The following is an 11,711-nucleotide window of genomic DNA, read 5'->3' as shown; positions in this document are numbered from 1 at the left end:
GAAAAGGAAAAAGAGGCTAGTTTCCAAGCTAACCTCTCTGATTTTTATGATACTTTAATTGCCAAAAATCGGCAAAATCGCAAATAGGATAAATAGATTTATCCAAAGAGAAAGACAACAGATAAGTCCAAAAACAAAGAGACTGACTTTCTTGGACAGCAAGGCCATCAAAATCGACAGAATTCCAAAAACTAGTAAAACTTTCTGCATGATTAAGAGATTGATAGATATTCCCAGAACTGGTTTATCCCAAGGAACAAAGAAGAAAGCCAGCCAGATCAGCAGAACTAAACCAATATAGAATTTAGAATATTGTGTAATAAATGATTTTAGACGTGTCATAAGCTACCTCCTATCAACACAAACCATATAAATCAATGCCTTCCGCCCTTAGACTTTCCTAACTCCTTTCTTAGTCTAAGCATTTTTTTGAAACAGAAATAAGTTAACCTATTCAGACCAATAGCTAGCAGAATAAAAAGAAACCAAATGCCCCATAACTTGATATCTGTCAAATTTCTCAAGACGATATTGAAAAACAGAACTGAAACAACTGTCCAAGCAAGGCTAAAAAGAGAATAGAGGGGGATGTAAACCCAGTAAAAATAGTACAAAATTGGGAAAAATTTACTATTTCTGTTGGCCTTTTCAATCCAGTTATCAAAATAAAAGTAAGGTGCTAAAAATAAGAATTTAAACAAATGTTTCATCACCAGCTCCCTCTATTTGACAGCGTTTTCTTTACCTTCATTCTATCAAAAAAATCTGGAAATGTCATTCCAGATTCTGCTTTTTTATTTACGTTTTCTTGCGATGAGATGAATCGGTGTTCCTTCAAAGACAAAGGCCTTGCGGATTTGATTTTCCAAGAAACGCAGGTAAGAAAAGTGCATGAGTTCTTCTTCGTTGACAAAGATAACAAAGGTCGGTGGTTTGGTTGCCACTTGGGTCGCATAGAAAATCTTGAGACGTTTTCCTTTGTCTGTCGGTGTTGGATTGATGGCAATAGCATCCATAATCACATCGTTCAAGACAGCTGATGGGATACGTGTGTTTTGACTTTCGCTGATTTGCTTGATCATCTCAGGCAGTTTGTGGAGACGTTGCTTGGTCAAAGCAGATACAAAGATAATCGGTGCGTAAGGTAGATATTGGAACTGCTCACGGATATCTTCTTCCCAGTTTTTCATAGTGTGGTTATCTTTTTCAAGTGTATCCCACTTATTGACCACGATAATCATCCCTTTACCAGCTTCATGGGCAAATCCTGCGATACGCTTGTCGTATTCACGAATGCCTTCTTCCGCATTAATGACCATTAAGACCACATCTGAACGGTCAATAGCACGCATGGCACGCATGACAGAATATTTCTCGGTATTTTCATAAACCTTACCAGACTTACGCATACCAGCCGTATCAATCATGGTAAACTCTTGACCATCTGTATCTGTAAAGTGGGTATCAATGGCATCACGTGTTGTTCCAGCAACAGGACTAGCAATAACACGGTCTTCTCCCAAAATAGCGTTAATCAAGCTTGATTTTCCGACGTTAGGACGACCAATCAAGCTAAACTTAATGACATCTGGGTTTTCTTCTTCATATTCATTTGGAAGATTTTCTACGATGGCATCTAGCACATCCCCTGTACCGATACCATGGACAGATGAGATAGGCAGTGGTTCACCCAAACCGAGAGCATAGAAATCATAGATATCATTTCGCATCTCAGGGTTGTCCACCTTGTTAACCGCGAGGATAACTGGTTTGTGGGTCTTATAAAGTTTACGGGCTACGTATTCGTCTGCATCGGTAATCCCTTCCTTACCAGACACGACAAAGACGATAACATCTGCTTCTTCCATGGCAATTTCTGCCTGGTGCTTGATTTGTTCCATGAAAGGAGCATCGACATCATCGATTCCTCCTGTATCAATCATGCTAAAAGAACGATTGAGCCACTCACCCGTCGCATAGATACGGTCACGTGTCACTCCTTCGACATCTTCTACAATGGAGATTCGCTCACCAGCGATCCGATTAAATAGGGTTGATTTCCCAACATTGGGACGTCCTACAATGGCAATAGTTGGTAGGGCCATAATTTCTCACTTTCTACAATAACTTCTTCTGTTCAAGATTTTTTCTAGTTGAGCTTGGTTCAACTTGACCAAACTGTTCTGCTGGGCGCTGACTCCAGCTTGTGGTCGCACGCGCCCCAGCATAGTCCGCCTGTACACGGTCATAAGCTTGGATTGCCTCAGTTGACTGTTCTTGGTATTCTTCCTCAAAAACCACCTGATGCAATGGCAAGCGAGGTTTGACTTCATGTTCTTCATTTGGTAAACCTAGTGCCATCCCAAAGACAGGATAGGTATAGTCAGGCAGGTTAAAGAGTTCTGCCACTTCTTCTGACTTGTACCGCACCAAGCCAATAATGACACCACCATAGCCCAAGCTTTCAGCTGCCAGCAGGGCATTTTGTCCAGCAAGAGCCGCATCGACCGAACTAATCAAGAGCCCTTCCACCCCTTGAGGTTGGAATGTATCGGTATGGAGTCGTGCTCCCTTTTCTGCTCGGTTCAAATCTCCGACAAAGAGAAGGAAAACAGCTGACTGGCGAATGGCTTCTTGAGGCACCAATTCATACAAGGTATCTTTCTTTTCTTGACTTCGTACTACAATCACAGAGTAGGATTGAAAATTCTTCCAAGACGAAGCCATCTGGGCTGCTGTCAAGATTTCAATCAAGTCTTCTTGAGGAAGGGCTTGCTCTTTAAATCTGCGCACTGAAGTATGAGCTTTCATCAGTTTAATAGTTTCTGTCATCGACGGTTTACTCCTTCTAAACGAGTCTCCTCAGCCAAATAACGGATACGTTCCATGACGCGTCTGGCTTCCCAGGTTTCGTCATTTCCATTTTTTCCTTTAGCGAAATGCTGCTCCAATTCTTCAAAGTCGAAGTTGGATGTGAAAAAGGTCGGTAAATTTTCCTGCATCCGATATTGGAGAATGACCTGCAGGATTTCATCACGTACCCAAGCTGTTGATTGCTCGGCACCAATATCATCTAAAATCAGGACTTCAGACAGTTTAATCTCATCCACCAAGGTCTTGACATTACCATCACCGATAGCATTTTTGACATCAATGACAAAGCTAGGATAGTGAAGGAGAGTTGATGAAACACCACGTTTTTCTGATAAATCATGGGCTAAGGCAGCCACCATGAAACTTTTACCCACACCAAAGTCTCCATATAAGTAAAGACCTTTTTGAATAGCTGGATATTGTTCCACGAAGGCTAATAGCTTTTCAAAAACTGGCAAGCGCTCCAAATCATCCAAATCTACTTGAGCCAAACTAGCTTTCCTGAGACTAGCTGGCAGATTGATTAACTTGAGACGGTTCTTAATAGCCGCTTCTTTTTCCGCTGCGATTAGTTCAGGAGTTTCTTCATAAGAAACGTCCGCATAACCATGATTCATAACCAAAATCGGCTTGTAGCCTTTGGCAATATAATCCGTATCACCACGAAGAAACTTGTCTCTCTCGGTGATGTACTGATTAAACTTGGAGATACTGCGATTCAATTCCTCTGGAGCAAGGGATTCTTGCTGGATAAAGGCCGCAACATCAGGGTCCTTCATGATTTTCTGGACCAAATCTTGATAATGAAAACGGCTAGGTTGACGTTTGAGTACGTCTCCGATACTTTCCATCTAATCTCCTCCTTTTTCTAATCGAGCTAATAGTTCTTGTTTCTTACGTTCTAGTTCCAGACGAGTTTCCTCGCTGGTTTCATTCTTATAATCTGGATTACTCCACTTGGGTACATTGGACTTGGTAGGACTGAGTTTACTGCTTTTTTGAGCCTGGCTCTTCTGTCCTCGCTCACGGATCCGAAGAACTGCCTCTTCTGCCGAATGAATCTTTTGATAGGCATAGTCATTGGCTACCTTCATGGCATATTTCTCATTGATGTTTGCAGAATCTACCTTATTAAAAGTCAACAAGAGAATAATATTGATGACTTCGTCCAGCAAGCCCAAACCAGCCATCTGTTGCAAAAGGTCTCTTTCTGTTTGGGTAATGGTCCCCTTGCGTGTTTGCTTGATTTCTGCTAAGAACTGCAGGGCAGTCTTACTTTTAGCTTCTTTGATAATGGTTGCTTCCTTAGGACTAAAATCAGAGGAAACAGGTTTTTGAGCAATTTTTTCCCGCATGCGTTTGGTTGAAATAACCTGAGAAACAGCTGTTGACTTAGCCAATTGATAGGTCTCAAACCAAGTCCATTTCTTCTCCTCGGCAATGGCAAAGAGGTTTAAGACATCGGACTGCTCATCCGCAAAACGAAGCCCATCTCGAGCCATAAGCTGGCGAAAATGTTCTAAGTCAAAATCGTTAGCCACTTTCTTCTTAAGACCAAGTTCTTCTTGACTTCCCAGTTCTGCCAAGTCTGGAAAGACTTGATTGAGTGAGACAGGTATTTCTTCACCATCAGCACTTTCAACTTTCAAATCCTCCACCGCTGCATCACCAATCTTTTTCTCCAAGAGTCTACGATAAACAGGATGTTCCAAGAAGTCCTGACTCGAAAGGGGAGCATGGAGAGCTAGCTGATAAACATCCCCCTTTTGATAGAGGGTCAAGAGATTGAAAGCAGATAGGATTTTCAAAGATTTTAAAAGTCTGTCCATCCCAAAATTGAGATGGTTGAGAATGCTTGAAAAAAGATATTCCTTTCTACCATTATCCCAAAAACTGATTGTATAAAGATAAAGGCTCAGTGCCTCCTGACCGATAATCGGGAGGTAGCACTGTACCAGAGATGAGGTATCTTGCGACACCCGATTATTCTTTAGATAAGAAAAACGGTCAATTGGCTTCATTTATCTTTCCTTTTTCTTTTTAGAGGACTGGGTGATTTGTTGGAGCAAGCTCTCTAACTCACTGACATCCTTAAAACTACGATAGACACTGGCAAAACGTACATAGGTAATCTCGTCCAATTCAGCCAACTCCTCCATGACGAGTGAACCAATGTCCTCACTTTGAATTTCATTTTCATTTCGACCACGGAGTTTCTGTTCGATACGATTGACTACCATGTTGATTTCATCACTTGACACAGGACGTTTCTGAGCTGAGCGGATAATCCCATTAAAGATTTTATCTCTGGAGAATTGTTCCCGTGTGCCATCTTTTTTAACAACCACTAAGGTTCTTTCTTCTACCCGTTCGTAGGTTGTAAAACGGTGCTGGCATTCGTCGCACTCTCGTCTTCTACGAATGGTGTTCCCTTCTTCTGCTTGGCGACTATCGATAACACTTGACTTGGTAGCCCCACATTTTGGACAACGCATCCTTTCCCTCCTTATCGTTTTCTTTTCATTATACCATTTTTTAAGCGATTCCCAAAACAATTCTTCTTTTTGCTTGACAAGTTTTTTGTTTTGTTGTATTATTTAATTAAGACAAAAGGATAAAAGAAAGGAGACCAAGATGTCCTGGACATTTGACAACAAAAAACCCATTTATTTACAGATTATGGAGAAAATCAAGCTTCAGATTGTTTCCCATACACTGGAACCCAATCAACAACTTCCAACCGTGAGGGAGCTGGCGAGCGAGGCTGGTGTCAATCCAAACACCATCCAAAGAGCCTTGTCAGACCTCGAACGAGAAGGATTTGTCTACAGCAAGCGCACAACTGGACGATTTGTGACTGAGGATAAGGAGCTAATCGCCCAATCTCGCAAACAACTATCAGAAGAAGAATTGGAACACTTCGTTTCCTCCATGACCCATTTTGGCTATGAAAAAGAAGAACTACCAGGCGTAGTCGGCGATTATATTAAAGGAGTTTAAGCCTATGTCATTACTAGCATTTGAAAATGTATCCAAATCTTATGGAGCAACCCCAGCCCTTGAAAATGTTTCTCTTGACATCCCAGCTGGAAAAATTGTTGGTCTCCTTGGGCCAAACGGCTCAGGAAAAACAACCCTGATTAAACTAATCAATGGCCTCTTACAACCAGATCAAGGACGCGTCCTTATCAACGACATGGACCCAAGCCCAGCAACCAAGGCTATCGTAGCTTATTTGCCGGATACGACCTATCTCAATGAACAAATGAAGGTCAAAGAAGCCCTAACCTACTTCAAGACCTTCTATAAAGATTTCAATCTTGAACGCGCCCACCATCTACTTGCAGATCTTGGCATTGATGAAAATAGTCGTCTCAAGAAACTATCAAAAGGAAACAAAGAAAAGGTACAACTGATTTTGGTTATGAGCCGTGATGCCCGTCTCTATGTTCTGGACGAACCCATTGGAGGTGTAGACCCAGCAGCCCGTGAGTATATTCTCAATACCATTATCAACAACTACTCCCCAACTTCTACCGTTTTGATTTCTACCCACTTGATTTCTGATATCGAGCCAATCTTGGATGAAATTGTCTTCCTCAAAGACGGAAAAGTCGTCCGTCAAGGAAATGTAGATGATATTCGCTATGAGTCAGGTGAATCCATTGACCAACTCTTCCGTCAGGAATTTAAGGCCTAAGCAAAGGAGATTATTATGTTTTGGAATTTAGTTCGCTACGAATTTAAAAATGTTAACAAGTGGTATTTAGCTCTCTACGCTGCTGTTCTCTTCCTCTCTGTTCTTATTGGAATTCAGACACAATCCTTAATCAAACTACCTGAAAAAAATCTATCTGTTCTACTTTTTTTCTATCTACTGTCTTTGGTGGTTTGATGGTTACACTTGTGATTTCAACTATCTTCTTGATTATTAAACGATTCAAAGGAAGTGTCTATGACCGACAAGGATATCTGACTTTAACCTTGCCAGTTTCTGAACACCATATCATCACAGCCAAACTAATCGGTGCCTTTATCTGGTCGTTGATTAGCACTGCTGTCTTACTCCTATGTATCTATATTATCTTATTGTCAACAAATTCTGATGCAGTTCAACTTTCTACTCTTCTGTCATTTGTTGCAGAACATTTTACCGGCTTTAGTCTTACTGTCTTATCCTTCCTACTAAATACCATCTCAGGAATCCTCTGCATCTACTTGGCTATTTCCATCGGACAACTGTTCAATGAATACCGTACCGCACTAGCCATTGTAGCTTATATCGGTATCCAAATCGTCATTGGATTTGTAGAAGTCTTCTTCAATACCAGTGCGAACTTCTATGTCAATTCACTTGCAGGGTTTAATGATAATTTCTATATGGGAGCAAGTACGAGTATTATTGAAGAACTCATATTCATAGCTATATTTTACCTCGGAACCTACTACATCTTGAGAAACAAGGTTAATTTGCAATAGTTTTAAAGTCTAGCGACAATAACTCGCTAGACTTTTTTCGTTCTCAGGACTTACATTTTTATATGAAGTATTTAATAAAAAGGAGTATAATGACTTTAAAACTAATTACATGTATATCGATAGGGAGGTCAACTCTTTATGCTGAGAAGATTTGTTACTAAGAAGCACCTCGTACTTTACTTCTTTTCTATTGCCATTACTTGGCTGGAAGCGATTATCACGCCAGCCCTTGTTCAGAATATTGTTACCAGTTTTACCAATCAAGAGCTAGGCCTTCTTTGGAAAGTTTTGATTTTGGGAATCCTTGGAAACCTCATCCTCTTACTAGGCTTAGCTGGGAAACGCTATTACTACGCTCGTTTGATTACTGACTTCAAATATGGAATCAAGAGTGCTATTTTCAAGCGATTTTTAAACAGTTATGAGATTGATGAAAAGGATATTTTGTCCGACCTAGAAAATGACGTCAAGCAACTAGAAGAAAGCTATATTGAGCCAACGGTCATCATCATTTCTTCTCTTGGCTTCACAACTGTGTCCATTCTCTATGCCCTATGGACTAATTTTTACCTAGGCTTGATTTTCATCCTCTTCTACTCCTTTCCTGTACTCTGCAGTGCTATCGGATCAAAGCGTTTGGACTCACTTTCTGAAAAGCGGTCCACTGTTAACCAGAGCTACTTAGCAAGCTTGACAAATTTTATTGGTGGTAGCCAACAAATTCGCCATTATCAGGGACAAGACTACTTTTTTACTCGCTACCAAAAACAATTACAAACCAGTCTAGATGCCGAAATCAACTATGAAAAACAACGCACTTTAAACAGTCTCTTGATCAATAGCATCGATGCCTTTTGTTCTGTCACACCAATCGTCATCGGTGGCTTTATGACCTACTATAGTTATTTAGATGCGGCGAGTTTTGTGGCTATCTATCTAGTTTCCCATAATATCGGCTATCAATTCCAAGAGTTGGCTTACTTTACCAACACCCGAAAAGCGACTCGAACTCTTCTCAACAAATACCAAAAACTTTTGAACCAGTCTGATCCCATCTCGCCTAGAAGCATAGAAAATATTTTCCCTATCCAACTTGACACCATCTCCCTTGAAAAAGAGGGGAATAGCCTCTTGTCTCCGATTTCCATACACATCAAGCAAGGAGAAAAAATTGCCATTATCGGGGAAAGTGGCTCTGGTAAAACAACCCTGCTCAATATCATTCATGGAGAAGAGACACCAACAAGTGGTCAGATTAGCTTTGCTGGTCAGAACCTGTCACGTCAAGAAATCACAAGTATTAGTTCCTATATTCTCCAAGATAGCCATTGCTTTGACACGCTATCTCTGGAAGACAATATCCTTCTAGGACTGGATAAAAATCCAGAGACTTTAAATCATATCCTCAAAAAAACAGGATTAGAACATTTGAAAAATCGACCCCTCAGCAATGATAGTCTGTCTGGTGGCGAGAAACAACGCCTAGAAATCGCTCGCTCCCTCTACCATGATAGCCAACTCATCTTAGCAGATGAGATTAAGGCCAATCTTGACTCGGAAAATAGCAGAAAAATTAGCGACTTGCTCTTCTCCCTACCTCAAACAGTCATTGAAGTCATTCACCACTACACGGAAGAAGACTTAAAACACTATGACCAAGTCATTCACTTAAGCAAAGAAAAGTAAAAGCCTATAACATACGATTTTAAAAAGCAAGGAATTCGGGTTCCTTGCTTTTTAACTCAATATCAAACTGGCTACGATAGGGCTGACAAAGACATAGAGAATACCGGTAACACCGATAGCTAAACCACCCATGGCTCCTGCTACAGAGCCGTATCGAAAGGCTGTACCTGTTCCGACAGCATGACCTGTTCCACCAAGGGAAAGACCAACAGCTACTGGATCGTCTATTTTCAACCACTTCAAAAGGGTTGGTCCGATGACACTGGTTAAAATCCCAGTTGCCACTACAACGACCAAGGTCACGGTCGTCAGACCTTGCAATTTTTCTGTAATCCCCACTGCCATGGCGGTTGTTACTGACTTAGGGAAGAGAGAAATGGCTAGGAAAAAGTCCATTCCAAAAATCTTAGCTACAAGGGCCGTGAAAGAGGTATTGACCACTACCGCTAGCAGACTACCAAAGAGAATACTGCGAGCATGGTGCTTCATCAAGTGAAAACTCTTGTAAAGCGGAATCCCTAGAGCCACGGTCGATGGGACAATCAAATTATTCAGATAAACCCCACCTTGGTAGTAATCTTGGTAAGAAATCCCCGTCACCTTTAGAAAGATAATAATGAAAACAGCTGACAAAAGCAAGGGCGTTGTCAAAGGATGGGGAAAACGTCTGTAAATCAGCATTCCTACTAGATAAGCTAGGATAGACAGGGCAAGCCCAAACAGGGGATTGGAAACAAATTCACTCATTTGGCATCTCCTTTCTCATAATCTCCCTCAAACCGTCTCTTGATGAACTGAACTACCAAGGCTATGAGGATAATATTGATGACAGCCGCAAAAAAGACAATCAAAACAATGGGCAAGAGATAGGGAGCAATCACATCAAACTTCTCCATGATTCCCACTGCTGGTGGCAAAAAGAGAATGGTCATATTGGCCAGCAAGAAATTCCCCACCATGTTGACATGCCTGGTTCTCAGCCACTTGAATTGTAAGGCTAGAAAGAGAATAATCAAACCGATAATACTGCCTGGGATGGGCAAATGAAAGAAACTAGAGATCCCCTCTCCGATTAGAGAAATCACAAAGAGAATCATTAATTGAACATATAATTTCATCCTAAACTCCACGAAATAGACTTCTTGCATACCAGTTTACTCTTTTTTCAGAAAATTTCAAGGAAATGCACAAGAGTTGATGAAAGTTTGAGAAGAAAGGGGATACAAACAATTCTTGACTTGTGAAAACAGTCATGATTTAGGATAAAATATTCCAGCGTCCTTCTTGCCAGCTCTTTTGAAAAGTAGTATAATTATTGCATGCGCAATCATCTTGTGATGCAGAGACTGTCTGTGAATGGACTTTCTTCTATTTATAACTCTAAAAAGAAAGGAGATACTATGACCTATTTGGAAAAATGGTTTGACTTCAATCGGCGTCAGAAAGAAATTGAAAGTCTCTTGGAAGAGACCATTGCCCAGCAGAGTGACCAAAGTCTGACCTTGAAAGAGTTTTACCTACTCTACTATCTGGACTTGGCCCAAGAAAAATCTCTACGACAGATTGATTTGCCTGATAAACTTCATCTGAGCCCGAGCGCTGTTTCTCGGATGGTGGCTCGCTTAGAAGCTAAAAATTGCGGTCTACTTAGTCGCAGGTGTTGCGATCAAGATAGGCGTTCTAGCTTTATCTGCCTGACAGGTGATGGTCAAAAGACACTGGCCTCGCTACAAAAGGCTGTCGAAGAAAGCTTGGAAACTAGTTTGGATTTCTTGATTTAAGATGATTTTAGAAAAAAGTTGCGTGCGCAATCATTTTTCTTGACATTCTCTTTTACAAGGAGTAAAATAAAGTCATCATTAAACAAAGGAGTTTTTAAAATGATTGAAATTACCTATCTAGATGCCAGCAAGAACGAAAGAACTGTAACTTTCGAATCTTATGACGACTTTGATCGTTCGCAACAAGCTTGCCTTATCGGCGTCGCAGACTACTATCCTGTCCAAAAATTAACCTACAACGGTCATGATTTGGACTACCATGGGACTTATGGAGATATCTTCTTCTATCTCAAGAAACAAGATTTAAGCCAATATAACTAAAAAAGGAGAAATACAATGGCAAAAGCAATTACAGATGCAACATTCGAACAAGAAACAAAAGACGGTTTGGTCTTGGTAGACTTCTGGGCAACTTGGTGTGGTCCATGTCGTATGCAAGGTCCAATCTTGGACAAATTGTCTGAAGAACTTTCAGAAGATGTTTTAAAAATCGTTAAAATGGACGTTGATGAAAATCCAAACACAGCTCGTGCTTTTGGAATCATGTCTATCCCAACCCTTCTCTTCAAAAAAGACGGCCAAGTTGTCAAACAAGTTGCTGGTGTTCACACAGCAGAACAAATCAAGGCCATCGTTGCTGAATTGAGCTAATCACACTAGAGACCAAGTACTTTCTTTGGTCTCTTTTTTCTTGCCCTTTGCCATTTTTCAAAAAATATGCTAGACTGTATGTAGAATATTACGATGTTTGGGACATGCCATCGCTAAAAAAAACCTTGACTTGGTATTTTTTAGCTCCCTCAAGGGAGCTTTTTGCGTGCTCTGAACATTTCCCATTTCGGAAGGAGTACTATGAAACGTCAATCAGCCTTGGTCGTCTTTAGTGGCGGT

Annotated in this window: 16 protein-coding genes and 1 pseudogene (1 of these 17 cut by a window edge); 8 read left to right on the top strand and 9 right to left on the bottom strand. The window is 40.8% G+C overall.

Translation table 11 applies throughout. The features are described 5' to 3' along the window. Positions 1-54: 54 nt before the first annotated feature. The 7 genes from MK480_RS07370 to nrdR form a co-directional block, all read right to left on the bottom strand. Positions 55-342: a hypothetical protein gene (locus MK480_RS07370; protein ID WP_049488300.1), complete on the bottom strand. Its 288-nt coding sequence runs from the start codon at positions 340-342 to the stop codon at positions 55-57. Positions 343-374: 32 nt separating this feature from the next. Next, positions 375-710, bottom strand: a complete 336-nt coding sequence (locus tag MK480_RS07365; RefSeq protein WP_268707437.1) for a hypothetical protein — start codon at positions 708-710, stop codon at positions 375-377. 84 nt (positions 711-794) lie between these two features. Then, complete coding sequence (der, locus tag MK480_RS07360; RefSeq protein WP_001207696.1) at positions 795-2,105, bottom strand: ribosome biogenesis GTPase Der; 1,311 nt, start codon at positions 2,103-2,105, stop codon at positions 795-797. Positions 2,106-2,118: 13 nt separating this feature from the next. Next, the gene (locus tag MK480_RS07355) at positions 2,119-2,832 is read right to left on the bottom strand and encodes an NADPH-dependent oxidoreductase (protein ID WP_268707436.1); all 714 of its coding nucleotides are present in this window, start codon (positions 2,830-2,832) and stop codon (positions 2,119-2,121) included. Further along, a complete protein-coding gene (gene dnaI / locus MK480_RS07350; protein WP_268707435.1) occupies positions 2,829-3,725 on the bottom strand; it encodes a primosomal protein DnaI in 897 nt (298 codons plus the stop codon). The genes MK480_RS07355 and dnaI overlap by 4 nt, the downstream gene beginning before the upstream one ends. Continuing rightward, a complete protein-coding gene (locus MK480_RS07345) occupies positions 3,726-4,895 on the bottom strand; it encodes a replication initiation and membrane attachment family protein (RefSeq protein ID WP_268707434.1) in 1,170 nt (389 codons plus the stop codon). Further along, entirely contained in the window at positions 4,896-5,369 is a 474-nt protein-coding gene (nrdR, locus tag MK480_RS07340) for a transcriptional regulator NrdR (RefSeq protein WP_001203672.1), read from the bottom strand. 139 nt (positions 5,370-5,508) lie between these two features. Between nrdR and MK480_RS07335 the strand changes: the two genes are divergently transcribed. From MK480_RS07335 to gggC, 4 genes and pseudogenes are all read left to right on the top strand, one after another. Beyond that, positions 5,509-5,874, top strand: a complete 366-nt coding sequence (locus tag MK480_RS07335; protein WP_000119149.1) for a GntR family transcriptional regulator — start codon at positions 5,509-5,511, stop codon at positions 5,872-5,874. Positions 5,875-5,878: 4 nt separating this feature from the next. Further along, complete coding sequence (locus tag MK480_RS07330) at positions 5,879-6,574, top strand: ABC transporter ATP-binding protein (protein ID WP_000054197.1); 696 nt, start codon at positions 5,879-5,881, stop codon at positions 6,572-6,574. 15 nt (positions 6,575-6,589) lie between these two features. Continuing rightward, positions 6,590-7,353, top strand: a pseudogene (locus tag MK480_RS07325) (hypothetical protein). Positions 7,354-7,491: 138 nt separating this feature from the next. After that, positions 7,492-9,039, top strand: coding sequence for a streptosactin export ABC transporter GggC (gene gggC / locus MK480_RS07320; protein WP_212573455.1), 1,548 nt, complete (start codon positions 7,492-7,494; stop codon positions 9,037-9,039). Positions 9,040-9,090: 51 nt separating this feature from the next. On the opposite strand, the gene MK480_RS07315 is transcribed toward gggC, so the two are convergent. Together MK480_RS07315 and MK480_RS07310 are read right to left on the bottom strand one after the other, a co-directional pair. Next, positions 9,091-9,786, bottom strand: coding sequence for an LrgB family protein (locus MK480_RS07315; protein WP_001288952.1), 696 nt, complete (start codon positions 9,784-9,786; stop codon positions 9,091-9,093). Then, entirely contained in the window at positions 9,783-10,157 is a 375-nt protein-coding gene (locus MK480_RS07310) for a CidA/LrgA family protein (RefSeq protein ID WP_000781325.1), read from the bottom strand. The genes MK480_RS07315 and MK480_RS07310 overlap by 4 nt, the downstream gene beginning before the upstream one ends. A 282-nt stretch (positions 10,158-10,439) precedes the next feature. On the opposite strand from MK480_RS07310, the gene MK480_RS07305 reads away from it, so the two are divergent. From MK480_RS07305 to queC, 4 genes are all read left to right on the top strand, one after another. After that, positions 10,440-10,820 (top strand): MarR family winged helix-turn-helix transcriptional regulator, encoded by a 381-nt coding sequence (locus tag MK480_RS07305; RefSeq protein ID WP_049488288.1) that lies wholly within the window; start codon positions 10,440-10,442, stop codon positions 10,818-10,820. Positions 10,821-10,919: 99 nt separating this feature from the next. Further along, on the top strand, positions 10,920-11,141 hold the full coding sequence (locus tag MK480_RS07300) for a DUF4649 family protein (RefSeq protein ID WP_000570250.1): 222 nt from the start codon (positions 10,920-10,922) through the stop codon (positions 11,139-11,141). A 15-nt stretch (positions 11,142-11,156) separates the two neighbouring features. Next, positions 11,157-11,471, top strand: a complete 315-nt coding sequence (gene trxA, locus MK480_RS07295) for a thioredoxin (protein WP_001029581.1) — start codon at positions 11,157-11,159, stop codon at positions 11,469-11,471. Between the two features lie 201 nt (positions 11,472-11,672). After that, positions 11,673-11,711, top strand: partial view of a 7-cyano-7-deazaguanine synthase QueC gene (queC, locus tag MK480_RS07290; protein ID WP_268707433.1) — the beginning only. Its footprint extends 615 nt past the window's final position; the window shows 39 of its 654 coding nt (coding positions 1-39); its start codon is at positions 11,673-11,675; the stop codon falls past the right edge of the window.

Origin of the sequence: Streptococcus mitis, from assembly GCF_026782895.1 — a bacterium.
Taxonomy (GTDB): domain Bacteria; phylum Bacillota; class Bacilli; order Lactobacillales; family Streptococcaceae; genus Streptococcus; species Streptococcus mitis_CB.
This window is presented reverse-complemented; position numbering and strand designations above follow the sequence as displayed.